General features: G+C 71.4%; 22 protein-coding genes and 1 pseudogene. 17 read left to right on the top strand and 6 right to left on the bottom strand.

What is annotated here, in order from left to right:
• Window positions 1-46 precede the first annotated feature (46 nt).
• Window positions 47-925 carry an ABC transporter ATP-binding protein gene (locus AB0M35_RS03440; RefSeq protein WP_363740937.1) on the bottom strand — a complete coding sequence of 293 codons (879 nt, stop codon included), beginning with the start codon at window positions 923-925 and terminating at the stop codon, window positions 47-49.
• 93 nt (window positions 926-1,018) lie between these two features.
• On the opposite strand from AB0M35_RS03440, the gene AB0M35_RS03435 reads away from it, so the two are divergent.
• Together AB0M35_RS03435 and AB0M35_RS03430 are read left to right on the top strand one after the other, a co-directional pair.
• A complete protein-coding gene (locus AB0M35_RS03435) occupies window positions 1,019-2,056 on the top strand; it encodes an ABC transporter ATP-binding protein (protein ID WP_363740935.1) in 1,038 nt (345 codons plus the stop codon).
• Window positions 2,053-3,066: an ABC transporter permease subunit gene (locus AB0M35_RS03430; protein WP_363740933.1), complete on the top strand. Its 1,014-nt coding sequence runs from the start codon at window positions 2,053-2,055 to the stop codon at window positions 3,064-3,066. The genes AB0M35_RS03435 and AB0M35_RS03430 overlap by 4 nt, the downstream gene beginning before the upstream one ends.
• 15 nt (window positions 3,067-3,081) lie before the next feature.
• Here the strand turns inward: AB0M35_RS03430 and AB0M35_RS03425 are convergent, their stop codons facing one another.
• On the bottom strand, window positions 3,082-4,257 hold the full coding sequence (locus AB0M35_RS03425) for an ROK family transcriptional regulator (RefSeq protein WP_363740930.1): 1,176 nt from the start codon (window positions 4,255-4,257) through the stop codon (window positions 3,082-3,084).
• A 143-nt stretch (window positions 4,258-4,400) separates the two neighbouring features.
• On the opposite strand from AB0M35_RS03425, the gene AB0M35_RS03420 reads away from it, so the two are divergent.
• From AB0M35_RS03420 to AB0M35_RS03405, 4 genes are all read left to right on the top strand, one after another.
• Window positions 4,401-5,852, top strand: coding sequence for a glycoside hydrolase family 3 N-terminal domain-containing protein (locus AB0M35_RS03420; RefSeq protein WP_363740927.1), 1,452 nt, complete (start codon window positions 4,401-4,403; stop codon window positions 5,850-5,852).
• A gap of 103 nt (window positions 5,853-5,955) precedes the next feature.
• The gene (locus AB0M35_RS03415) at window positions 5,956-6,447 is read left to right on the top strand and encodes a hypothetical protein (protein WP_363740924.1); all 492 of its coding nucleotides are present in this window, start codon (window positions 5,956-5,958) and stop codon (window positions 6,445-6,447) included.
• On the top strand, window positions 6,444-6,938 hold the full coding sequence (locus AB0M35_RS03410; protein WP_363740921.1) for a DCC1-like thiol-disulfide oxidoreductase family protein: 495 nt from the start codon (window positions 6,444-6,446) through the stop codon (window positions 6,936-6,938). Before AB0M35_RS03415 ends, AB0M35_RS03410 begins: the two co-directional genes overlap by 4 nt.
• The gene (locus tag AB0M35_RS03405; RefSeq protein WP_363740918.1) at window positions 6,901-7,599 is read left to right on the top strand and encodes a TetR family transcriptional regulator; all 699 of its coding nucleotides are present in this window, start codon (window positions 6,901-6,903) and stop codon (window positions 7,597-7,599) included. The genes AB0M35_RS03410 and AB0M35_RS03405 overlap by 38 nt, the downstream gene beginning before the upstream one ends.
• A gap of 194 nt (window positions 7,600-7,793) precedes the next feature.
• On the opposite strand, the gene AB0M35_RS03400 is transcribed toward AB0M35_RS03405, so the two are convergent.
• A complete protein-coding gene (locus AB0M35_RS03400; protein WP_363741884.1) occupies window positions 7,794-8,453 on the bottom strand; it encodes a GNAT family N-acetyltransferase in 660 nt (219 codons plus the stop codon).
• A gap of 119 nt (window positions 8,454-8,572) precedes the next feature.
• Between AB0M35_RS03400 and AB0M35_RS03395 the strand changes: the two genes are divergently transcribed.
• Both AB0M35_RS03395 and AB0M35_RS03390 read left to right on the top strand, forming a co-directional pair.
• On the top strand, window positions 8,573-8,884 hold the full coding sequence (locus AB0M35_RS03395; RefSeq protein ID WP_363740915.1) for a hypothetical protein: 312 nt from the start codon (window positions 8,573-8,575) through the stop codon (window positions 8,882-8,884).
• 157 nt (window positions 8,885-9,041) lie between these two features.
• Complete coding sequence (locus AB0M35_RS03390) at window positions 9,042-9,560, top strand: hypothetical protein (protein ID WP_363740913.1); 519 nt, start codon at window positions 9,042-9,044, stop codon at window positions 9,558-9,560.
• A 4-nt stretch (window positions 9,561-9,564) separates the two neighbouring features.
• Here the strand turns inward: AB0M35_RS03390 and AB0M35_RS03385 are convergent, their stop codons facing one another.
• Window positions 9,565-10,278, bottom strand: a complete 714-nt coding sequence (locus tag AB0M35_RS03385) for a Clp protease N-terminal domain-containing protein (protein WP_363740910.1) — start codon at window positions 10,276-10,278, stop codon at window positions 9,565-9,567.
• Between the two features lie 185 nt (window positions 10,279-10,463).
• Here AB0M35_RS03385 and AB0M35_RS03380 point away from each other — a divergent pair, with 185 nt between their 5' ends.
• From AB0M35_RS03380 to AB0M35_RS03370, 3 genes are all read left to right on the top strand, one after another.
• On the top strand, window positions 10,464-11,711 hold the full coding sequence (locus AB0M35_RS03380) for a family 16 glycosylhydrolase (protein WP_363740907.1): 1,248 nt from the start codon (window positions 10,464-10,466) through the stop codon (window positions 11,709-11,711).
• Between the two features lie 115 nt (window positions 11,712-11,826).
• Window positions 11,827-12,573, top strand: coding sequence for a hypothetical protein (locus AB0M35_RS03375; protein ID WP_363740905.1), 747 nt, complete (start codon window positions 11,827-11,829; stop codon window positions 12,571-12,573).
• Between the two features lie 101 nt (window positions 12,574-12,674).
• Window positions 12,675-13,502, top strand: coding sequence for a DUF72 domain-containing protein (locus AB0M35_RS03370; RefSeq protein WP_363741881.1), 828 nt, complete (start codon window positions 12,675-12,677; stop codon window positions 13,500-13,502).
• Between the two features lie 108 nt (window positions 13,503-13,610).
• Here the strand turns inward: AB0M35_RS03370 and AB0M35_RS03365 are convergent.
• Together AB0M35_RS03365 and AB0M35_RS03360 are read right to left on the bottom strand one after the other, a co-directional pair.
• A pseudogene (locus AB0M35_RS03365) lies at window positions 13,611-13,916 on the bottom strand (hypothetical protein); the annotation flags it as partial.
• A gap of 177 nt (window positions 13,917-14,093) precedes the next feature.
• Entirely contained in the window at window positions 14,094-15,716 is a 1,623-nt protein-coding gene (locus AB0M35_RS03360) for a sigma-70 family RNA polymerase sigma factor (RefSeq protein ID WP_363740903.1), read from the bottom strand.
• Window positions 15,717-15,882: 166 nt separating this feature from the next.
• Here AB0M35_RS03360 and AB0M35_RS03355 point away from each other — a divergent pair, with 166 nt between their 5' ends.
• The 6 genes from AB0M35_RS03355 (at window position 15,883) to AB0M35_RS03330 (ending at window position 22,398) form a co-directional block, all read left to right on the top strand.
• A complete protein-coding gene (locus AB0M35_RS03355; RefSeq protein ID WP_363740900.1) occupies window positions 15,883-16,926 on the top strand; it encodes an aromatic ring-hydroxylating dioxygenase subunit alpha in 1,044 nt (347 codons plus the stop codon).
• Window positions 16,923-17,141 carry a hypothetical protein gene (locus AB0M35_RS03350; RefSeq protein ID WP_363740897.1) on the top strand — a complete coding sequence of 73 codons (219 nt, stop codon included), beginning with the start codon at window positions 16,923-16,925 and terminating at the stop codon, window positions 17,139-17,141. The genes AB0M35_RS03355 and AB0M35_RS03350 overlap by 4 nt, the downstream gene beginning before the upstream one ends.
• Window positions 17,138-18,076 carry a PDR/VanB family oxidoreductase gene (locus AB0M35_RS03345; protein ID WP_363740895.1) on the top strand — a complete coding sequence of 313 codons (939 nt, stop codon included), beginning with the start codon at window positions 17,138-17,140 and terminating at the stop codon, window positions 18,074-18,076. Before AB0M35_RS03350 ends, AB0M35_RS03345 begins: the two co-directional genes overlap by 4 nt.
• 30 nt (window positions 18,077-18,106) lie before the next feature.
• Window positions 18,107-18,904: an IclR family transcriptional regulator gene (locus AB0M35_RS03340; RefSeq protein WP_363740893.1), complete on the top strand. Its 798-nt coding sequence runs from the start codon at window positions 18,107-18,109 to the stop codon at window positions 18,902-18,904.
• Between the two features lie 9 nt (window positions 18,905-18,913).
• A complete protein-coding gene (locus AB0M35_RS03335) occupies window positions 18,914-19,789 on the top strand; it encodes a PaaX family transcriptional regulator C-terminal domain-containing protein (protein WP_363740890.1) in 876 nt (291 codons plus the stop codon).
• 137 nt (window positions 19,790-19,926) lie between these two features.
• Window positions 19,927-22,398 (top strand): DUF6351 family protein, encoded by a 2,472-nt coding sequence (locus AB0M35_RS03330; RefSeq protein ID WP_363740888.1) that lies wholly within the window; start codon window positions 19,927-19,929, stop codon window positions 22,396-22,398.
• Window positions 22,399-22,413: the final 15 nt, after the last annotated feature.

Here is a 22,413-nt window from a genome sequence, read left to right as displayed (position 1 = left end):
CCTGCTCTACCGGAGACGTTGAGCAGGGGCCCTTCCTTGCACCGCCTCAGGCGGCGCGGGCGGTGAAGCGGTCGCCGGTGCGCTCGACGAGCAGCGGCAGGCCGAAGGTCTTGGTGAGGTTGTCGGCGGTGAGGGTCTCGTCGAGCAGGCCCTGCGCCATCACGGCACCGTCGCGCAGCAGCATCGCGTGGGTGAAGCCGGGCGGGATCTCCTCCACGTGGTGGGTCACCAGTACCAGGGCCGGGGCCTGCGGATCCTGGGCCAGTGCGGCGAGGCGGGCCACCAGGTCCTCCCGGCCGCCCAGGTCGAGCCCGGCCGCCGGTTCGTCGAGCAGCAGCAGCTCCGGGTCGGTCATCAGGGCCCGCGCGATCTGCACCCGCTTGCGCTCCCCCTCGGACAGGGTGCCGTAGTCACGGTCGGCCAACGTGCCGGCGCCGAGCTGGTCGAGCAGGGCGCGGGCGCGGGCCTCGTCGGCCGGGTCGTAGTCCTCCCGCCAGCGGCCGACCACCGACCAGGCAGCGGTCATCACCACGTCGCGGACCTTCTCGTCGGCGGGCAGCCGCTCGGCCAGCGCCGCCGTGGTCAACCCGATGCGGGTACGCAGCTCGTTGAGGTCGGTACGGCCGATCCGCTCGCCGAGCACGTGCGCGGTGCCGGTGGTCGGGTGCAGTCGGCCGGCGGCGAGGTTGAGCAGGGTGGTCTTGCCCGCGCCGTTGGGGCCCAGCACCACCCAGCGTTCGTCCAGCTCCACCCGCCAGTTGACGTCGTGCAGCAGGGCGGTGCCGGACCGGCGTACTCCGACGCCGTCGAGGCTGACCACCAGATCCGCGTCCACGGGTGAGGGGGCGGTTGTGGCGCCACCGGCGCCAGGGATCAGGTCACCAGTCACCCGCCCATCCAACCACGCAACGCGTGCCGCCCCCATGGGCGGGCGCTGCGGCCGTAGGGTGAGGCGCCGTGTCGTTGCTCACCTATTTCGGGGGGCGTCCATGCCCAGTCGTCGTCGGGGGCCTGCCGCGTGAGTGTGGTCATCGAGATCGAGGGCCTGCGTAAGGCCTTCCGCAGCATGCGTAAGGGTCGCCGGGTCGCCGTCGACGGCTTCGATCTGCTGGTCGAAGCCGGTCAGGTGCACGGTTTCCTGGGCCCCAACGGGTCGGGCAAGACGACCACCCTGCGGGCGTTGCTCGGGTTGGTCCGCGCCGACGCGGGACGGATGCGGCTGCTCGGCGCGGACGCACCCGAGTTGCTGCCCAGGGTCGCCGACCGGATCGGTGCGATCGTGGAGAGCCCGCAGTTCTTCGGCAACTTCACCGGGCACCGTACGCTGCGGCTGCTCGCCGTGGCGGGCGGCGTGCCGGTCAGCCGGGTCGACGAGGTGCTGGAGCAGGTCGGTCTCCGCGATCGCGGCCACGAGCGGGTCAAGGGCTACTCGCTGGGCATGAAACAACGCCTGGCGGTGGCTTCGGCCCTGCTCAAACGGCCCGAGCTGCTGATCCTGGACGAGCCGGCCAACGGGCTGGACCCGGCCGGCATCCGGGAGATGCGGGACCTGATGCGCACCCTGGCCGGCAACGGGGTGACCGTGCTGGTCTCCAGCCACATCCTGGCCGAGATCCAGCTGATCTGCGACCACGTCACGATCATTTCGCGGGGTCGGCGGGTGGCGGCCGGCACGGTGGCCGAGGTGTTGGCCGGATTCGACCGCAACGAGTGCCTGGTCCGCGCCGACGACCTGGCTCGCGCCGAGGAGCTGCTGCTCGCGGCCGGGCTGACCGTCGCCGCGCACACCGATCATCTGGTGGTCGGCGGCGTGCCGGATCCGACGCTGATCAGCCGGACCCTTGGCGAGCAGGACGTCTGGGTACGCGAGTTGACCCCGGTGCGGCCGGATCTGGAGAGCGTCTTCCTGGAGTTGACCGGTGCCGGGCAGCAGCCGACGGTCCCCCGGCAGGCCGACGGCGGATTCGTGCCCGGGTCGCCCGGCGACGGCACCCCGCACGACCGGTCCGCCGCACCGGTGATCGACCTCGACGAGATCCGGGGAGTGGACGCGTGAACCTGATCCGCGCCGAGGCGGAGCGGCTGGCCGCCCGCCGATTCGTCCAGTTGATGGTGCTGTTGCTGCTGTTGGCGTTCGTGTTGACGGCGGGGACCACCCTGGCCGGATCGCACACGCCCACCAGCGGCGAACTGGCCGCGGCGCAGCAGCAGGCCGCCGACGATCGACGCGCCCTGGAGCAGCAACACGCCCGCTGCCTGGCCCGTGATCGTGGCGCTGAGTCTGCCGATCAGCGCTACTCCTACCTGCCACGCGAGTGCAGTGAGGTGGATCCCGCGCTGATGGACCGGTTGCCGGTCACGGCCGACTATCTGTCGGGCGTGTTCACCTTCACCCGGCAGGCAGAGGGGCTGCTGTACTTCCTGATCGCCTTCCTGGTGATGTTCGGTTTCCTGGTCGGCGCCTCCTACATCGGTGCCGACCTGAACTCCGGCGGGGTGGTCAACCTGCTGCTCTGGCGGCCCCGCCGGCTGATGGTGCTCGGCGCGAAGCTGGGCACGCTGCTCGGAGCGGTCCTGGTGCTGTCGGTGCTCGCCTCGGTGGCGTACCTGGTCACCTTCTGGGTCATCGCGCACGTCGCCGGCTACCCCGGCCCCACCGGCTCGGCCTTCTGGACATCCCTGGCTCAGTTGTGGGGGCGTGGGGTCGGGCTGGTGCTGCTCGCCACCGCGGTCGGGTTCGCCCTCGCCTCCATCGGTCGGCACACCGCGGCGGCGCTCGGCTCGGTGATGGCGTACCTGGTGGTGTGGGAGCTGGGTGGGCGGATCGTGCTGCAGATTCTGGAGGTGACACGGCCGGACCAGCTGATGCTCAGCAGTCACGTGGCCGCCTGGCTCACCAAACGGATCAGGCTCTACGACAACAGCATCTGCCTCGACGACGTCTTCGGCTACTGCGACGGCAGCTACCTGCTGACCTGGCAACCGGCGCTGGGCGTCCTGCTGCTGCTCACCACCGGCCTCACCGTCGCGGCGTTCGCCCTGTTCCGGCGCCGCGACCTGGTCTGACCACTGCGGCGGCGCTCAGCCGACGGTGGAGCCGAACACCTCGTCGCGGACGGCGTCGAGGGCGGTACGCAGCGCCCCGCGCAGGATCGGCTCCTCGGTCAGGCCGGTGGGCACCACCCGGGGGCGTACCAGCGTGATGGCGGCGACCTCGTGCTGCACCCGTTCGGCCAGCGCGGCCCCGCCGGCCTGGCCGACCTCCCCGGCGAGCACGACCAGCGGTGGGTCCAGCACCACGCAGGTGCTCGCCACACCGAGGGCGAGCCTACGGGCCACCTCGTCGAGCATCGGTCCGCCGGCTGTGCCGTCGGCGATCGCGGCTCGTACCGCCTCGGCGGCGCCGCTGTCGGGGTAGCCGTGCTCGCGTGCCAGGGAACGGATCGCATCCGCGCCGGCCACCTGCTGGAACGCCGGCTTGGCCCGGCGGGACACGTCGCGTGGGATCGGTGCGCCGGGCACCGGCAGATAGCCGATCTCGCCGGCCGCGCCGCTGCTGCCGTGGTGCAGCCGCCCGCCCAGCATGATCGCCAGACCGACCCCGGCACCGATCCAGACCAGTACGAAGTCCGCCACGCCCTGGGCCGCGCCGGACTGCGCCTCGGCCACCGCGGCGAGGTTGACGTCGTTCTCGAAGACGACCGGGGTGTCCAGGTCGTCGCGGAGCGCGGCGAGCAGACCACTGTGCCAGCGGGGCAGGTTGAAGGCGAAGGTGATGTCGCCGGTGCCCGGATCGACCAGGCCAGGGGTGCCGAGCACGATCCGGCGTACGCTCGACAGCTGCGCACCGGCGCTGCTGGCCGCCTGGACCACGGCGTTGTGCACCACGCCCACCGGATCGTCGGTGTCCTTGGTGGACTGTTCGACCCGGCCGACCACCGCGCCGGTGATGTCGGCGCAGGCGGCCACCACCCGTTCCGGGCCGACGTCCACCCCGACGACGTACGCGCTGTCCGGTCGCACGGCGTAGAGCTGGGCGTTCGGCCCGCGTCCGCCGGCCTGCTCGCCGACCCGGGTGACCAGCCCACGCTCCTCCAGCCGCTCCACCAACTGGGAGGCGGTGACCTTGGACAGGCCGGTCAGCTCGCCGATCCGGGCCCGAGTCAGTGGCCCCTGCTCCAGCAGCAGTTCCAACGCCGCGCGGTCGTTGAGGGCCCGCAACAGACGTGGGGTGCCGGGGAGCCGGGTCGCACTCATGCAATATCCTCGAGTTTTTAGTGAGCTTTGCTAACTATATCTTCGGTACGAACGGGTAGCCGTAGCGTATCGGCAGCACGGAAGCGGGTCGCTCCGCCGACCCGGCACCACCTCGGCAACGCCGACACCGAAAGGGGAATCCCGTGGGGTTGGACCGGGGGCTTCGCCGGCTCGCCCTGGGTACCCTGCTGGCCGCGTATCCGGGGCCGGTCCCACCTGACTGGGCGGTCGACCTGGTCGCCGACGGGCTGGCCGGGCACACCCTGTTCGGCACCAACATCGCCGAACCGGCACAGGTGGCGGCCGGCACGGCCGCGTTACGCACCGGTCGGGCCGACGTCCTCGTCGCCATCGACGAGGAGGGCGGTGACGTCACCCGGCTGGCACACGCCACCGGTAGCCCGTACCCGGGTAACGCAGCGCTCGGCGCGATCGGCGACGTGGCGCTGACCCGGGACATCTACCAGGCCATCGGCGCGGAGTTGGCCGCCCTCGGCATCACCGTGAACCTGGCGCCCACGGTCGACGTCAACAGCACCGACGAGAACCCGGTCATCGGCACCCGGTCGTTCGGCGCCGACCCGGTACGGGTCGCCGCACACTCCGCGGCCGCAGCCGCCGGCCTCCAGGCCGCCGGGGTGGCCGCCTGCGCCAAGCACTTCCCCGGGCACGGCGCCACAGTGGCCGATTCCCATCACGAACTACCCACCGTGGACGCGTCGCCGGAGTTGCTGCGCCGGCGAGACCTGCCGCCGTTCGCCGCGGTGATCGCGGCCGGCGCCAAGGCGGTGATGACCGCCCACATCCGGGTGCCCGCCCTGACCGGCGACGGACCGGCCACGTTCAGCCGCGCCGTCCTGGTCGACCTGCTGCGTCACGAGTACGGCTTCACCGGCGCCGTGGTCACCGACGCGCTGGAGATGAAGGGGGCCGCGCTCGCCACCGGCGGCATCGCCCCGGGCGCCGTACGGGCCCTGGCCGCCGGTGCGGACCTGCTCTGCATCGGCGCCAAGGTGGACGCCGACCTGGTCGAACAGGTGGCCGCCGAGATCGTCACGGCGATGGACGACGGCCGGCTGGCACTGAGCCGGGTCGAGCAGGCCGCCGGACGTGCCGCGGAACTGGCCGCCTGGACCCGCGCCGCCGGCCCGGCCAGCGGCGCCTCCGGGCAGCTGGGATACGCGGCGGCTCGGCGCGCCGTCCGGGTGGAAGGCGTGCTGACCGGGCTGACCCATTCGCTGGTGGTGCAGGTGCATGCCCGGTCCACCGTCGTGCAGGGGCGGGTGCCGTGGGGTCTCGGCCCGCACCTCAACGGCACGGAGTCGATCCAGGTGGTGGCCGCCGAGGCCGATCCGCAGCAGCTGTGCCGGCTTGCCGGCGACCGCCCGATCGTGCTGGTCGGCCGGCATCTGCACCGTCTGCCCGGCGGGCCGGAGTTGGTCGCCGCGCTGGTCAGCACGCATCCGGTGACGGTGGTCGAGATGGGCTGGCCGGCCAGTTGGCGGCCGGTCGGCACGCAGGCCTTCGTCATCACGTACGGCGCGAGCCACGCCAACGGCCGGGCCGCCGCCGAGGTGCTCGGCCTGGCCGGCTGAGGCGTACGCCACTCCGACCGTTCCAGGCCCACTCTTGAACGCGTTCAACTTACGGCTTACGCTACTGGCGTCGATATTTGAACACGTTCAAGTTGGGGGCGGCATGGACATCAAGGTCTGGATGTACCTGGTCTACCTGGCGGTCAGCATCGGCCTGACCGTCTGGGTGGCCCGGACGCTGGCCCGCAACGGCTTGGTGTTCCTGGAGGAGGTGTTCTCCGACGAGCGGCTCGCCCGCGCCGTGAACAACCTCCTGGTGGTCGGGTTCTACCTGCTCAACCTCGGCTACGTGACGGTGGCGATGCGCCACTCCGAGCCGGTCGAGTCGATCAGCGGGGCCATGGAGGAACTCTCCTGGAAGATCGGCCTGGTGCTGCTGGTGCTCGGCGCCCTGCACTTCTTCAACGTCTTCACCCTCAACCGCTACCGCAAGAGCCGGCTACGTCAACTGGCCACCGCACCGCCGCTGCCTCCGGCCGGCTACCTGCCGATGCAGCAGCCCCACCCGGCCGCCGCGCCCGGTCAGCGCCCGGCACACCCGCCGACGCACCCACCGGCGCACCCACCGACCCACCCGCCGGCTCCGCCCCGATGAGCACCCACGGCCCGGACCGGGCAGGTGGGCTACCGGATGCCACCACACACGGGGGTGGTGGCATCCGGTACTTCACCGTCCTCTATGACGCGCACTGCCCGATGTGTCGGGCCGCGCGCGGGTGGCTGGCGTCGCGGGCGCAACTCGTACCCCTGGAGTTCGTGCCGGCCGGCTCGGCCGAGGCCCGGCAGCGCTTCCCCGGACTGGATCACGACGCGACCCTGCGCGATATCACGGTGGTGGCCGACACCGGGGCGGTGTACGTCGGCGACGGCGCCTGGTTCGCCTGCCTGTGGGCGCTGGCCGAGCACCGGGCGACGGCCGAGCGCCTGGCCCGCCCTCACCTGCTGCCGCTGGCTCGACGGATGGTGGCCGCCGCCTCGGCGGTTCGGGAACTGGTCCGCGAACCGGGGTCGGCGCCGCCCGACGGTCCGGCGGGATACGGTGACCCGGATGACCGACCAGCCTGTGCCGACGACCGCTGCGGGTGAGGCGACGACCGCCCGGGGCGAGCAGACCCGGCAGTTGATCCTGGAAACCGCGATGCGGCTGTTCCGCGAGCGCGGTTACGCCCGCACCACCATGCGCGCCATCGCCCAGGAGGCCGGGGTGGCGGTCGGCAACGCCTACTACTACTTCGGCTCGAAGGAACGCCTGATCCAGGAGTTCTACAACAGGACCCAGCGGGAGCACCTGGCCGCGGCGCGGCCGGTGCTGGACCGGGAGAGCGACTTCGCCGCCCGACTGGCCGGGGTGCTGCACGCGGCCATCGACGTGTTGACCCCGTCGCACGACTTCGCGGCCAGCTTCTTCAAGGTCGCCGCGGAGCCCAGTTCGCCACTGAGCCCGTTCTCGCCCGAGTCGGCCGGCCCGCGCCAGGCGTCCATCGACCTCTTCGCCGAGGTGCTGACGGGCTCCACCGCCAAGGTCGACCCGGAACTTCGCCCCCACCTGCCCGAACTGCTCTGGCTGGCGTACATGGGGACGGTGCTCTACTGGGTCTACGACCGCTCGCCGGGGCAGGCCCGCACCCGGACGCTCATCAACGGCGCGGTGCCGTTGATCGACCGGCTGGTCACACTCTCCCGGCTGCGGGTGCTACGCCCGGTCACCCGACAGATCATCGATCTGGTTCGCGCTCTGCGCCACTGACCCTCCGACCACCCCTGAGCCGCGTTTTTCCTGGTCAAGTCCACTATTGGACAGCACTGGGCGACACGCGAAGCTTGCCGTGGAAGCAGTCGGATACGTAGCGTGATCAGCATCGAATCGCACGCGGACCTGGGGGGAGGCTGCGGACCGTGGATCCGGCCCGGGATCCACGGTCCGCGCCCTGCCGTCGCAGGTCAGCTGGGATAGACCCCGTACGATCGCCAGCCCCGGTCCGGGAAACCGGCCGCCTCGGCAACCCGGGCCGAAGCGACGTTGGTCCGATCGTGCAGGTAGGTCGGCACGGCGCCGTCGTCGAGCACCCGACGCGCCGCCTGCGCGACCAGGCGCCGCGCCAGCCCCCGCCCACGGGCCGCCGGCACCGTACCCACCGCCAGTTCATGCCCGAACCGATCGTGCCGCTTGATCCCGACTCCGGCCAGGTAGCGGCCCCGGTCGTCACGGACCACCAACACCGGCCGGTCGAACAGCCGCAGCCAGGACGGCAGGCCGAGGGTGGTGGGTGAGATCCACTCGCCGACCTCCGGCAGCGGTGCGGGCGCCAGGCTCCACCGGAACACGTCGTCGTGCACGGCCCACCCGGGCTGGCCGACCGCCGCCGGCAGGGCGGGCAGCAGCCCGTCCGGCCGCTGGGCCAGTTCGCGTACCACGGCGACCCGGTCGGGCGGCACGGACAACACGGTGCTCGCACCGGCGGTGACCGCGATCGCCGGCCGCAGGCGGCCGTCCCAGGCCGGGCGACTGCGGCGCCACGAACCCACCACGTGCAGCCCGGCAGTTGCCGGCCACTGCCCCAACCAGGTCGCCAGGTGCAGGTGGAGCCGCCGGTCGCGCACCGTCCACCTCCCGCGCCGTCGCTGCCGCCCGACCACCGTACGACGGGCGAGGGCCACGGCGCCGACCGTCCGGCCCTAAGAACCCTCGGCGACGGTACGGCGAACGGGGACGCAGCACGATGCCCGAGCCGACCGGACTTCCGGACGGGTGGTGCTTCGTGATCGTCGCGTGGGCCGGAACCTGCGCCATCGATCTGCCGTCATACCCCATTCCATACATGTACAACTTTCTTTGGAACGGTGGGCTCATGCCGATTCAACCGGACGACCGTCACCAGCACGACACCACGCGGATCTGGCCGGACGGCAGGGCGGCGGGACGCTTCCCCGACCAGCCGCCGCACCGCAGCCGCCGCACCGGGTCGCTGTCCTGGGCGGCGCTGAACCGACTGCCCGTGGGCAGCTCGGCCCGCCATCTCAACACCCACTGACCGCGCGTTCGTCCTACGGCAGCGACTGCCCCGTTCCCCCGCCGCCGACCCCTGTGGTCCCGCCGACCCCGACGGCGAGCCAGCACCGTCGTTCGCACACCTGTCGGGTAACGTCTGCTGGTCCTCCGACCGGGTTACGACAGGAGCTAGCGCACCCATGGGCAAGAAGACGATCCGCGTCTCCGACTTCAGCGGCACGGTGCTGGGCCCCGACGACGAGGCGGTTCGCGTCGTCGTCCTCGAGCACCCTGACCTGGTGGCCGGGCCCGTGCAGCTGGACGCGACCCCGGTCGAGGTGGAGAACCTCGACGACGCGGCGCTGGACGTGGCGGTGGTCGAGATACACGACCGGCACGGCCATGGCGAGCCGCGCCGGGTGGTGCTGACCGCGAGCGAGTTCGATGCCATGGCCACCGACATGCCGATGGCGCAGCTACTCAAGACCGCCGAGCGGGTACGCCCACCGAAGGCGCGCCGGGCCACCGAGAAGATCGACTACGGCACCATCGAGCACGCGGGCAAGCCGCACCGGGGACGGGTCACCGAGGATGAGGCCCGGCTGGTGCGCGAGCAGCTCGACGAGGTGAACAAGCGCCTCGCCGACGTCGGGCTGCGCCAGATCGACCCGGCCGACCCGGAGCACGCCGCCCGGTACGGCTTCCCCACCGCGTCCTGATCGCCTATTCGAACGCCCGGAGCTTGGCCAGGGCCGCCACGATGTTCGCCTCCGTGGCGGCCTTGTCCACGCCGAGGCCGGTCAGCACACCGTCGCCGTCCTCCTGCTCCAGCAGCGCCAGCAGGATGTGCTCGGTGCCGATGTAGTTGTGCCCGAGTCGCAGCGCCTCCCGGAAGGTCAGCTCCAGCGCCTTCTTGCCGGCCGCGTCGTACGGGATCAGGTCGGGAACCTCGTCGACCGACGGCGGCAGCGCGGCGGTGGCCGCCTCTCGCACCGCCTCGACCGAAACACCGGCGGCGGCCAGCACCTTCGCCGCCAGCGCCTCGGGCTCGGCGAGCAGCCCGAGCACCAGGTGTACCGGGGTGGTGTGGGCGTTACCGGCGGCCTTCGCCTCGTTGTGCGCGGCCGCCACCACGTTGCGGGCGCGCGGGGTGAACCGCTGAAAGCCCTCCTGGGGATCCATCGCCCCGGTGACGAAGCGCTTCTGCGCGGCCTGCTTGCTCACCCCCATGCTGCGGCCGATCTCGGTCCACGACGCGCCGGAGCGCCGGGCCTGGTCGACGAAGTGACCGATCAGGTGGTCGGCGACCTCGCCGATGTGGTCGGCGACCAAGACCGCGCCGGCGAGCTGGTCGAGGGCGTCGGTGTGGGTCTGCTTGATGGTCTGGATCAGATCGTCGAGCCGGACCGGGTTGCTCATCTGGACAGGATTCGTCATGCGTCAACCCTAGGTTGACGGTCGCTCTGCCGTCAACCCCAGGTTGACGATCATCGGGGCTCCGCGAAGATCGCTGTTAACAACCTTGACTAATTCTGTTCAAATCGACAGACTGCGATATGGAGAGCGCTCTCCCTCCCTCGCCGGGGCGTCCGCTTCATCCGTCCAACCGAAGGAGACCAATCGTGTCCGTCATCTCCCGCAGGCTCCGACGACCAGCCGCCGTCCTGGTCGCGGCCCTCGTCGCCAGCACCCTCGTCGTACCCGTGACCGCCGCACCGGCCGCCGCCGCCATCGGCGGACTCACCTGGCAGGACGAATTCAACGCGCCCGCCGGGACCCCGGTCGACCAGTCCAGATGGCGCTTCGACATCGGCGGCCACGGCTGGGGCAACAACGAACGGCAGTACTACACCAACAGCACCGGCAACGCCGTGCACGACGGGCAGGGCAACCTGGTCATCACCGCCCGCCGGGAGAATCCGGCCAACTACCAGTGCCACTACGGCCGATGCGAGTACACCTCGGCCCGGCTGCTGACCGCGGCCACCTTCACCCAGGCGTACGGGCGGTTCGAGGCCCGCATCAAGATCCCCCGTGGACAGGGCATCTGGCCGGCGTTCTGGATGCTCGGCAACGACTTCGGCAACGTCGGCTGGCCCGCCTCCGGCGAGATCGACATCATGGAGAACGTCGGCCGGGAGCCCAACACCGTGCACGGCACCATCCACGGGCCCGGCTACTCCGGCGGCGGCGGGATCACCGGCAGCCGCACCATCGGGCAGCCACTGGCCGACGCGTTCCACACCTACCGGGTGGACTGGGAACCGAACGTCATCCGCTGGTACCTCGACGGCCAGGAGTTCTTCCGGGTCGACCCGAGCCGCCTCGGCGGCAACCGTTGGGTCTTCGACCACCCCTTCTTCATGATTCTCAACGTCGCGGTGGGTGGTAACTGGCCCGGCTACCCGGACGGCAGCACCCAGTTCCCGCAGCAGATGCTCGTCGACTACGTCCGCGTCTACAGCTACGTCCCGGACGGCAACGCCGGCACCACCCGGATCCGGGGACAGCAGAGCGGTCGCTGCATCGACATCCCCGCCGCCAACCCGTACGACGGCGCGCCGCTACAGATCTGGGACTGCAACACCACGGCTGCACAGGCGTGGACGTTCGCCGCCGACGGCACGATCCGGGCCATGGGCAAGTGCATGGACCCGGCCTGGGCCGGCACCGCCAACGGCACCGAGGTCAACCTGGTCACCTGCAACGGGAACCCGGCCCAACGTTTCACCCTCAACGCGGTCGGGGACCTGGTCAACCTCAACGCCAACCGCTGTGTCGACGTACGGGACAACAACCCGGCCAACGGCGGCCGACTGCAACTGTGGGACTGCGCCGGCACCCCCAACCAGAAGTGGTCGCGGGCCTGACCCCGCAACAGCCGGGGCGCACCGTGGTGAGCCCCGGCGGCCTCCCGTACGTAAGAGTCGGTGACGGCAACGGTGGGTAGTAGCCCACCGGAGTCACCGAGGTACGGGAGGCGAGATGGACGACGCGCAGACGGTCGGCGGGCGACGGCTCTGGTGGTGGCTGGGCGGCGTGCTGTTGGTCGTGGTGGTGGTCCTGGTCGCCAGTTGGACCTGGGTGACGGTACGCGGCGACAGCCGGTCCGGGCACGTCGTCACCGGTACCGCCGGTGACCTCCAGGAGGCCACCTTCGTCCTGCTCGACGGTGCCGACGTGATCCGGATACGCACCGCCGACCTGGGCGAGGACGCCTACCGGGTGTCCACGCCGCGCGACGCCAGCCTCCGCCCCGCCGTCTCGCTGACCGACGGAAGCCTGCTGACCAGCCTGCACGGCACCGGCAAGGAGGGTCCGGCGATCGTCGAGGTGGTGCTGCGCGAGTCGACGCGCTGGCACATCCGACTCGACGGCGGGGCCAAGGAACAGCACCTCGACCTGGGTACCGCCCGGGTGGGCGGGATCGAGTTCACCGCAGGCGCCAACCGGATCGAGCTGACCCTGCCCGCACCCACCGGAACGCAACGCACCGTGCTCGGCGGCGGTGCGAGTCAGGTCGTCGTACGCCTCACCGGTGACGCGCCGGTCCAGGTACGCGCGGGCGGTGGCGCCGGCACGGTCACCGTCGACGGCACCACCCACTCCGGCGTGGCCGGCGGCACCACCTTCACTGCCCCACAGTGGAAGGACGCGACGGACCGCTACGACATCGACGCGACCTCCGGGGTCTCCGGCCTCACCGTCGAGCGCACCGAAGCTGGCCGCTGAACCGACCCGGTTACGGTATCTGCTGCGAGCGCGGGCGACCGCCCGGCGACCCATCGGTAGCGGGAGGAATCGAGAGCATGCGGCTGCACGTCGGCTGCGCGATGTGGACGCACAAGGCGTGGCAGGAACGACTGTTTGCGCATCCGCTGCCGGCCGAGGAGCGGCTGCGGCACTACGCCGGCTGGTGCGACGCCGTCGAGGGCAACACGACCTTCTACGCCATCCCGGCGCGGGACACGGTGGCGTCCTGGGCGCGGCAGACCGACGCGGACTTCCGGTTCGTGGTGAAGCTGCCGAAAATCGTGACGCACGAACGTCGGCTCACCGACGTCGCCGAACCGATGCGTGCCTTCCTGGACGCGATCGAGCCGCTCGGTCCGCGCGCCCACGCACTCTGGGTGCAACTCCCCCAGTCGTTCGCACCGACGGATCTGCCCACCCTGGCCCGCTTCCTGCGCCGGATACCGACCACCTACCGGTGCGCCGTGGAGGTCCGTCACCACGAGTTCTTCACCGATCCGCACGCGGTCGGGCGGCTGGAGAGCATGCTCGCGGAGACCGACGCCGAGTGGGTGCCGTTCGACACCACCGCGTTCTTCGCCAGCCCGCCGACCAGCGACGCCGAGCGGGATGCCTGGATCAAGAAGCCCCGCACACCGCTGCGTACGGAGGCGCTGACCGACCAGCCGATCGTCCGCTATCTCGGCCGCGACGACCCGGACCGGACGGTCGAAGGCTGGCAGCGCTGGGTCGAGATCACCGTCGGCTGGCTGCGCGAGGGACGCTCGCCCACCGTCTTCATCCACACCCCGGACAACGCCGAGGCACCGACCCTCGCCCGCCGCTTCCACGACGAGGTACGCGCCCACCTACCCGAACTGGCGCCGTTACCTCGGCCGATCGCGGTCGAGCCCACAACCCTCTTCTGAACGCTCCGTCCGCCCGGCCACGGCCGGTGGCTGCACCGGCATCGACTGGCCACCCCGCGAATCGTCGCCGAACTGCCCGACTCGGCCGGGATGACCACCGGAGCGCCGGGTCACCCGATAGGCGCGGGCGAGCTGGCCCGGCCAACCCAGGAAACGGTCGAACATGTCGGCAGCGCTGCCGGTGAGGCTGGGGCTGAGCCGGTGCAGGTCGTCGATGGCGTCGCACAGGCAGCCGGCCAGGTAGAGGCGCAGGCTGACCGGGCTGCCGGCGTAGTCGGCCAGGAGCGCCAGCTTGGCCCGCGTACACGGCCACGGTTGACCGCACTGGCGACACAACCACAGCGGGCGCATCGGCGGGTGCTCTGCGGGTTCCGTGGCCAGCAGATGTGGCGGCGGCTGAGCGTCCTCAGCCATGGCCGGCCCACCCCCGGGACTGACTTCCCGGCGGACGGGAAGTCCGGGCCTGACACGTCCGCTCCTGGACGTCGATGCGGGACCGACGGCGACTCACGCAGTAGGAGACTGTGCGAACAGCCTGCGGATAACGGAAATCAGGTGCCGGATTCGCGACGGCCGGAAGATGTCAGCGGGTCAGGCCCAGGGATCGCGTACGACGAAGGAGCTCTCGGCCGCGAACGCCGGACTGCCGTCGGGGACGTCCAGCCAGAACCCGCCGTCGCGGTGGTGCACCACGTGCAGGTCGTAGTTGTACGACTGGAGGGTCACCGATCCGGTGGCTGCGCCCGGCCGCGGGCAGAAGGTCGCGTCCTCGCGGAAGATCGTGCTGTTCTCCTCTGGGCTGAGCTGCACCTGCATCCCCCAGTGCCGCAGGTAGCGCCCGTCGGCGGCGCGCAGCGTGACGCACTTCGGGTCGGCCAGCCCTCGACCGACCACGAAGGTGGCCCGTTTCCGGTCCGATTCCGCGCTGGCCGCGTCGACCGCACCGAGTACGGCGTACCTGCCGTCGTGGCTGAGGTATCGGCCGGTCGCCTTGACCGACTCCAGTGACCAGTCACCCAGTGGGATCGTGCCCGGCGCTACGGCGGGCCGGGTCGGTGGCGGCGCGACCGGCGGTGGCGCCGACGACGGCGCGACCGGAGGCGGCGGAACCGGGGACCGCCGGGACAGGGACGGCTGGCCCGGGGACGCCTCGGGCGACGGCGTGGGGCTCGGCACTGCGGCGGCCGCCGTGGGAGCCGCGATGGCGGCAGGTGGGGTCGATGTCGAGCCGGGTTGCACCACCACCAGGGTCACCGTGCCGGCGAGCAGCGCCGCACCGGCGGTGAGACCGACCATCGGGTGGGCACCGACCAGCTGGGTGAGCTTGCCGAACAGTGTGCCCGGCGTACCGCCGTACGTGGTCCCGGTGACGGTGTGTGCCGCAGCCAGCGCGGGCGTGGCCACGGTGGTCGTGGTCAGCAGCCCCTTGGCGGCGAGCGCGGCGGCGAGACCGGCCGGCACCGCCAGCGGCGCGATGCCCAGCAGCAGCCGCTCGGTGGGCACCTGCCCTTCCGCGCGGGTCGAGCAGTTCGGACAGCTTCGGGTGTGCCGGGCGATCCGCTTGCGCCACACGGGCGTGGGCGCACCGTCCCAGCCGTCGATGGCCGAGGCCAACCCGGCGCAGCGTGGCTGCGCGGCCAGCGCCGTGACGATGCCACGGCTCAGTTCGAGCTGCTCGCGCATTCGTTGCAGGCGTACGCCGACGTGCGCGACCCTCGTGTCGCAGGCGGCGGCGACCTCCCGGCGGGTCAACTGGCCGGCGCACTCCTGCCACCACAGGGCCAGCATCGGGCGGTGCGTCGGGTCGAGCCAGCGGGTCGCCTCCACGACCTGACGGCGCTGGTCGGCCAGGTGCAGCCGCAGGATCGCCTCGTCCTCGACGTCCCCGCCAGCCGGCAGCAGGTCGGCCGTGTCGACGACGGTGGCCCGGTAGGTGGCGGTGCGCACCCGCTGCCGGTGGCTGGCGATCTGCCGTACCGCGATCGCCACCAGCCAGGACCGGAAACTCTCCGGGGCACGCAGCGCCGGCAGGTCACGGATCACCCGGACCAGCGTCTCCTGTACGACGTCGTCGATGTCGGCGTGACCGTGCAGGGCCCGACCGACGATGTTGTAGAGCAAGGGGAGGTGCCCGGCGATCAGTTGATCGCGGGCCGACCTGTCGCCCGACTGCGCTGCGGTGACGAGTTCCACGTCATTCGCAGTGATCGTCATCCAGCACCGCCCCAATGTGGAGTCCCCCGCCGAGCACGACGTCACACCCTAACCAGAACAAGCCCGATGATCGAGCGGCGCCCGCCTTTCACTCAGTGAAAGCTGCGGTCCCGATCGTGGGCGCCGCGCGGGATGATCCGGCTGGCTCGTCGAACAGGAGGATCCCATGGCGTTCGCACGTAACCAGTGGTACGTGGCGGCCTACGGCAGTGAGGTCGGGCGCGACCTGCTGGCCCGTACGGTACTGGGTGAGCCGCTGGTGCTGTACCGCACCGAAGCCGGGCAGGCGGTGGCGCTCGCCGACCGATGTGTGCACCGGCGTTACCCGTTGTCGGAGAGCCGGCTCGACGGCGACACCATCGTCTGCGGCTACCACGGCTTCACCTACGACCAGACCGGCTCCTGTGTCTTCGTACCGGGTCAGCAGCGCATCCCGCGTACCGCACGGGTCGCGGCGTACCCGGTGGTCGAGCAGGACTCGTTCGTCTGGGTGTGGATCGGTGACCGGGACCGGGCCGATCCGACCACGATCCCCCGCGCCCCCTGGCTGACCGATCCGCGCTACGCGGTGGTACGCGGGATGGCACCGCTGAACGCGCGGTACGGCCTGCTGGTGGACAACCTCATGGACCTGTCCCACGAGACCTATCTGCACGGTGGCTACATCGGCACGCCCGAGGTCGCGAACACCCCCATCACCACCGAGGTGGACGACGAACGCGGCATCGTCTACGTCAGCCGGCACATGGACGACGCCGAGTGCCCGCCGTTCTATGCCCGCTCGACCGGCATCCAGGGCCGCATCACCCGCTGGCAGGACATCGAGTACCACCCGCCCTGCCTCTATCTGCTGCACAGCCGGATCGCCCCGCAGGGCGTCTACCCGCCGGCGCAGGGCGAGGACAGCGAGGCGTTCCACGCCGAGATCGTGTACGCCATCACCCCGTCGACCGAGCACACCACCTACGACTTCTGGGCGGTGGCCCGGGACTTCGCCATCGACGACGAGTCGGTGAGTGAGTACCTGCACCAGAGCAACCACACGGTGGTCATGCAGGACGTGACCGCGCTCGACATCCTGGAGCAGGTGATCGCCGGCGAACCGGAGAAGTACCAGGAGCTGAGCATCAACATCGACACCGGCGGCCTGGCCGCCCGGCGGCTGCTGGCCCGCATGGTCGAATCGGGGACGGTGGAGGCGCCCCGGTGAGCGGCCCGACCGGCATGCTCACCGGTGACCGGGTCTACCGGATCCACTGGATGCCGGGCACCGACATCCTGCGCGGGGTCTGCCACTGCGGCGCCGAGCGAATCGCCGAGGAGCCGGTGGAGCTGTGGGAGTGGCTGCTCGCCCACCCGCAGGGACACCAGGCCCCGGCTCCGCCCGCGCCCGACGTACCGACCCGGTTGGCGGTGCCGGCGTGACCGAGGTGGAGTTGGTGGTTACCACCCGGGAGCAGGTGGCGAGCGAGGTCGTCGCGATCACCCTGGGCCGCCCGGACGGCGGTGACCTGCCGGAGTGGACTCCCGGCGCGCACATCGACCTGCTGCTGGGCCCGGACCTGGTACGCCAGTACTCGCTCTGCGGCGACCCGGCGGACCGGTCCGTGCTGCGGATCGCGGTCCAGCGCGAGCCGGACGGGCGCGGCGGCTCGCGGCGCGTGCACGATCGGCTGACGCCCGGTGCCACCGTCACGGTGCGCGGGCCCCGGAACAACTTCGCGCTGGTCGCGGCACCGCGTTACCTGTTCATCGCCGGTGGCATCGGCATCACCCCGATCAGCCCGATGGTCGCCGCCGCCGACGCAGCCGGCGCCGACTGGCGACTGGTGTACGGGGGACGCAGCCGTGCCACCATGGCCTTCGCCGACGCCCTGCGGGAGAAGTACGGCGACCGGGTGAGCCTGTGCCCGCAGGACGAGACCGGCCTGCTCGACCTGCCGGGGCTGCTCGGCCGCCCCGAGGCCCGGCTCGTCTACTGCTGTGGCCCGGAAGCACTGGTCAAGGCGGTGGAGCAGCACTGTCTCGGCTGGCCGCCCGGCTGCCTGCACGTCGAGCGTTTCTCCCCGGTGCACAGCGCCGACGGCACCGACACGGCTGTCGAGGTCGAGCTCACGCTCTCCGGCCGGACGCTGACGGTGCCGCCGGGTACGCCGATCCTGCAAGCGGTCGAGGAGGCCGGCGTCCAGGTGCTCTCCTCCTGCCGGGAGGGCACCTGCGGCACCTGCGAGACCACTGTGCTGGCCGGGGTGCCGGATCACCGGGACAGCCTGCTCACCGAGGAGGAACGGGCGGCCGGGGACACCATGATGATCTGTGTGTCCCGGGCCCGTACGCCCCGGCTCGTGCTGGAGCTGTGACCGACCTGGCGCAGGCGCGATGATGGCAGGGTGGACGCGCAGCCCGGCCGGTCGGTCACCAGCAAGGTGCTGGCGCTGCTGGACGCGTTCAGCCCCGCCAACCCGGCGCTGACCCTGACCGAGCTGGCCCGCCGCGCCGAGCTACCGCTGCCCACCGCCCACCGGCGGGCCGCGGAGCTGGTCGCCTGGGGGGCGTTGGAACGCGGCGAGGACGGGCGGTACCGGATCGGTCTGCGGTTGTGGGAGGTGGGTTCGCTCGCGCCCCGAGGTCTGGGGCTGCGCGAGCTGGCCCTACCGATCATGGAAGACCTGTACGAGGTGACCCACGAGAACGTTCAGCTCGCCGTCCGGCAGGATCTGGAACTGGTCTTCATCGAGCGGATCGCCGGGCGGCACGCGGTGCCCGTACTCACCCGGGTCGGCGGTCGTTTCGCGCTGCACGCCACCGGCGTCGGGCTGATCCTGCTCGCCTACGCGCCGGCCGAGGTCCAGGAGCAGGTACTGGCCGCACCGCTGGAGCGGTACACCGAGCTGACCATCACCGATCCGAGGCGGCTGCGCCGGTGCCTGGCCGAGGTGCGTCGGATCGGGTACGCGGTCAGCGACCGCCAGGTCACCATGGACGCCCTCTCGGTCGCCGCACCGATCCGTACGCCCGACGGGGTGGTGGCCGCCATCTCGCTGGTGGTCGCCCACGACCGCGCGGACCCGTTGGCGCTGGCCCCGCTGGTGCAGGCTGCGGGGCGGGTGCTGTCCCGGGCGCTGAGTACCTCGTACCGGCAGGTGGCGGGCGGGGCGCCGGTACCGTCTCGCCACGAGACGCAGTAATTTATCCGGATGTCCGATGTCCATCACGCGCTGGAGACGCCCGCTGACGGCTCGGCGGCGGTCGGACGGGCCCGGGCCCAGCGGCTGCTGGTGACGCTGCTCGGGGACTACTGGCACGCCGGGCACGCACCGCTGCCCTCCGGTGGCCTGGTCGCGGTGCTGGCCGAGTTCGACATCGCGCCCGCCAACGCCCGTGCGACGCTCAGCCGGCTCACCCAGCGCGGGATGCTGGAGCGGACCAAGGAGGGCCGGCGGACCAACTACCGGCTGACCGAATCGGCCTGGCACATCCTCCAGCGTGGCGCCCGACGCATCTTCGCCACCACCGACGAGAACGCCTGGGACGGCTGTTGGACCCTGATCGCGTTCACGCTGCCGCTCGACGATGCGAGCCAGCGTCGGCTGCTGCGGGCCCGGCTGCGTTGGTTGACGTTCTCACCGTTGTACGACGCCACCTGGGTCACCCCGCACGATCGCTTCGACGAGGTTCGCGAGCAGTTGAGCGAGCTGGGCATCAACGACGCGGTGGTGTTGCGCGCCACCGACCTGGACCTGCTGCCCAGCGGTCGGGCCCGGCTCGAAGCCGCCTGGCGGATCGACGAGGTGGCCGCGGGTTACCAGTCCTTCCTCAAGCGGTACCGCGACCTGGCCTGGCGGGCCGCGGCGGGTACGGTGCCGCCGGCGCAGGCGCTCGTACGGCGTACCGAAATGGTCAATGACTGGCGTGCCCTGGTGGGCGAGGATCCCGACCTGCCCGCCACGTTCCTACCCGCCTCCTTCCCCCGTGCGCAGGCCCGGACGATGTTCCTGGACATCTCCGAGGCGCTGGCCCAGTCGGCGCAACAGCGCTTCGAGGAGCTCGTCCAGACTCCCGACCGGGCCTGAGTGGCGCACCGCGAAGTCGCGTCTCAAGTAGATACATTGCAGATTCGTTGACGCGCGATCAGATTTCGCATTAGGTTCCCGGTGCACATGTGACCAGGAGGTCCAGCCGCCCGTTCCCGGCTGAAAGGGGCCCTGCTATGCACTCACGTCGATCCCGGGGGAAATCACCGCGACGATCCTGGAAAGTCGCCCTGACCGCGTTCGTCGCCACCGCACTGGTCGGCAGCTCAGCGGTGCCGGGCCTGGCCGCACCACCGCCCGGCGCGGGCATCGACCGCACCTTCGACGTGGAGGTCGTCTCGACCCGCGCCGACATGATCAGTGGCGGGGACGCGTTGGTACGCATCGGCGTGCCCCGCAACGTTCCGCCGCACCAGGTGAAGGTCCACCTCGACGGCCGCAACCTCACCGACCGGTTCCGCCCGGTCGGCGACGGCCGTACGCTGCTCGGCCTCGTCGACGACCTGGCGCTGGGTGACAACACCCTCGAAGTGCGGGCCAACGGGAACGGCCAGGGTCGCCCCAAGGCCGACGTGACGCTGCTCAACCACCCCGCGCAGGGCCCGGTCTTCTCCGGGCCGCACATCCCGCTGTTCTGCACCGCCTCCGGCAGCCCCTGGAACCTCGGGCCGGTCGACGAGAACTGCCACGTGGCGGCACCCCGGGTGACCTACCAGTACCGCACCACCGCCGGCAGCTTCGCCGCCCTGCCCGACGGTCCGCTGCCCGGCAACGTGGCCACGACCACCACCATCGACGGCCGCACCGTGCCGTACGTCGTACGCATCGAGCGGGGCACCATCAACCGGGCGGTCTACGAGATCGCGCTGCTGCACCAGCCGGGCACCGCCCTGCCCGACCCGTGGACGGCCACCGACGGCTGGAACGAGCGACTGGTCTACACCTTCGGCGGCGCCTGCGGCATCGGCTACACCCAGGCCACCAGCACCGGCGGGGTGCTGGACCACGGCCTGCTCAGCCGGGGCTACGCGGTGGCCAGTTCCACGTTCAACGTGTTCGCCAACAACTGCAACGACGTGACCTCCGCCGAGACCGCGATGATGGTCAAGGAGCACTTCATCGAGACGTACGGCGTGCCCGCCTTCACCATGGGCTGGGGCGGCTCGGCCGGCACGATGCAGCAGTTGCTGATCTCCAACGCCTATCCCGGCATCATCGACGGCGTGATCGGCCAGATCGGCTACCCGGACGAGCGCTCCACAACGATCAGCGGTCACGAGTGCCGTTTCATCAGTCAGGCCGCCTCGGCCGCCGGTCTGTCCACCGCGCAGCACACCGCGGTGACCGGCTTCGCCAGCCCGAACACCTGCTTCGGCTACCAGTTCTTCGACGGTGTCGACTGGCCCGCCAACTGCCCGAGCCACGTCCCGGCGGCGCAGCGGTACCACCCGGTCACCAACCCGACCGGCCTGCGGTGCGCGATGGCCGACTTCATCTCCAACGTGTACGGCGTCGACCCGGCCACCGGCTTCGGTCGGCCGATCATCCCGGACACCGTCGGTGTGCAGTACGGCCTGCAGACCCTCCAGGCGGGCACGATCACCCCGGAGCAGTTCGTCCGGCTCAACGAGGGCATCGGCGGCCTCGACGTGCAGGGCAACCGCACCCCGCAGCGCACCTCGGCGGACGTCGACGCGATCAAGGTGGCGTACGAGACCGGCCGGGTCAACCAGTTCGACGGCGGTCTGCGCTGGACGCCGATCATCGAGACCCGGGGCTACACCGACCCGTCCGGCGACTTCCACGACCGGTTCCGGTCCTGGACGATGCGGGAGCGGATCGTCGCGGCCAACGGCAACGCCGACAACCACATCAGCATCACCGCCGCGCCGGGCGCTGCCGCCAACACCGCCTCGGCCCTCGCCCTGGAGGGCATGGAGACCTGGCTGACCGCCCGGACCGCGCTGGCGGCGGCGCAGCCGGAGCTGGACGACGTGACGCTGACCCGGCTGTCCCGGCCCGAGGGCCTGGCCGACGGCTGCATCGCGGCCAACGGTGACCGGATCACCGAGGCGCTGACCCTGGACCCGGCGGCCCAGTGCAACCAGCTGTTCCCGTTGCACCGCAACCCGCGTGTGGTCGCCGGTGGACCGACCACCTCCGCCGTGCTCAAGTGCCAGCTCACGCCCCTGAACCGGGAGTCGTACGGGGCGAGCTTCACCGACGAGCAGTGGCAGCGCCTCCAGGCGGTCTTCCCCGGCGGCGTCTGTGACTGGTCGAAGCCCGGCGTCGGTCAGGTGCCGCTGGCGGACACCTGGATCCGCTGGTCCCCCGAGCACGAGGTGCGACCGGTGCTGCCGGTGACGGTGACCGTGCAGGCCCGGTGCATCACCGGTCGGGCGTACGTGGCGGTGCAGGTGCGCAACGACCACGACGCGCCGGTGGGCATCGCGCTGGAGACCGCGTACGGCGAGCGGTCGTTCGCGGCCGTGGCACCGGGCGGCAACGCCTTCCAGCAGTTCGCCACGCGGGTGGCGGCACTGCCGACCGGCACGGCGACGGTACGGGTCACCGGATCGCTCGACGACGAGGCGGTGACGACCATCCTGCTCCGGGGACACCCGGCGGTCGACTGCGCCGCACAGTAACCGCAACCGGCACCG

It is taken from the genome of Micromonospora sp. NPDC051196 (genome assembly GCF_040682415.1).
In the GTDB taxonomy this organism is placed as follows: domain Bacteria; phylum Actinomycetota; class Actinomycetes; order Mycobacteriales; family Micromonosporaceae; genus Micromonospora.
The sequence above is the reverse complement of the archived record's forward strand: the minus strand, read 5'-3'. Positions and strand labels throughout refer to the sequence as shown.

Excerpts from the sequence above, each read along its gene's own strand:
- AB0M35_RS03440 (WP_363740937.1), bottom strand. The coding sequence starts at position 925 with ATGGGGGCGGCACGCGTTGCGTGGTTGGATGGGCGGGTGACTGGTGAC.
- AB0M35_RS03405 (WP_363740918.1), top strand. The coding sequence starts at position 6,901 with ATGACCGACCAGCCTGTGCCGACGACCGCTGCGGGTGAGGCGACGACC.
- AB0M35_RS03335 (WP_363740890.1), top strand. The coding sequence starts at position 18,914 with ATGTCCGATGTCCATCACGCGCTGGAGACGCCCGCTGACGGCTCGGCG.
- AB0M35_RS03390 (WP_363740913.1), top strand. The coding sequence starts at position 9,042 with ATGGGCAAGAAGACGATCCGCGTCTCCGACTTCAGCGGCACGGTGCTG.
- AB0M35_RS03415 (WP_363740924.1), top strand. The coding sequence starts at position 5,956 with ATGGACATCAAGGTCTGGATGTACCTGGTCTACCTGGCGGTCAGCATC.
- AB0M35_RS03355 (WP_363740900.1), top strand. The coding sequence starts at position 15,883 with ATGGCGTTCGCACGTAACCAGTGGTACGTGGCGGCCTACGGCAGTGAG.
- AB0M35_RS03330 (WP_363740888.1), top strand. The coding sequence starts at position 19,927 with ATGCACTCACGTCGATCCCGGGGGAAATCACCGCGACGATCCTGGAAA.
- AB0M35_RS03370 (WP_363741881.1), top strand. The coding sequence starts at position 12,675 with ATGTGGACGCACAAGGCGTGGCAGGAACGACTGTTTGCGCATCCGCTG.
- AB0M35_RS03425 (WP_363740930.1), bottom strand. The coding sequence starts at position 4,257 with ATGAGTGCGACCCGGCTCCCCGGCACCCCACGTCTGTTGCGGGCCCTC.
- AB0M35_RS03395 (WP_363740915.1), top strand. The coding sequence starts at position 8,573 with ATGCCCGAGCCGACCGGACTTCCGGACGGGTGGTGCTTCGTGATCGTC.
- AB0M35_RS03385 (WP_363740910.1), bottom strand. The coding sequence starts at position 10,278 with ATGACGAATCCTGTCCAGATGAGCAACCCGGTCCGGCTCGACGATCTG.
- AB0M35_RS03410 (WP_363740921.1), top strand. The coding sequence starts at position 6,444 with ATGAGCACCCACGGCCCGGACCGGGCAGGTGGGCTACCGGATGCCACC.
- AB0M35_RS03375 (WP_363740905.1), top strand. The coding sequence starts at position 11,827 with ATGGACGACGCGCAGACGGTCGGCGGGCGACGGCTCTGGTGGTGGCTG.
- AB0M35_RS03360 (WP_363740903.1), bottom strand. The coding sequence starts at position 15,716 with ATGACGATCACTGCGAATGACGTGGAACTCGTCACCGCAGCGCAGTCG.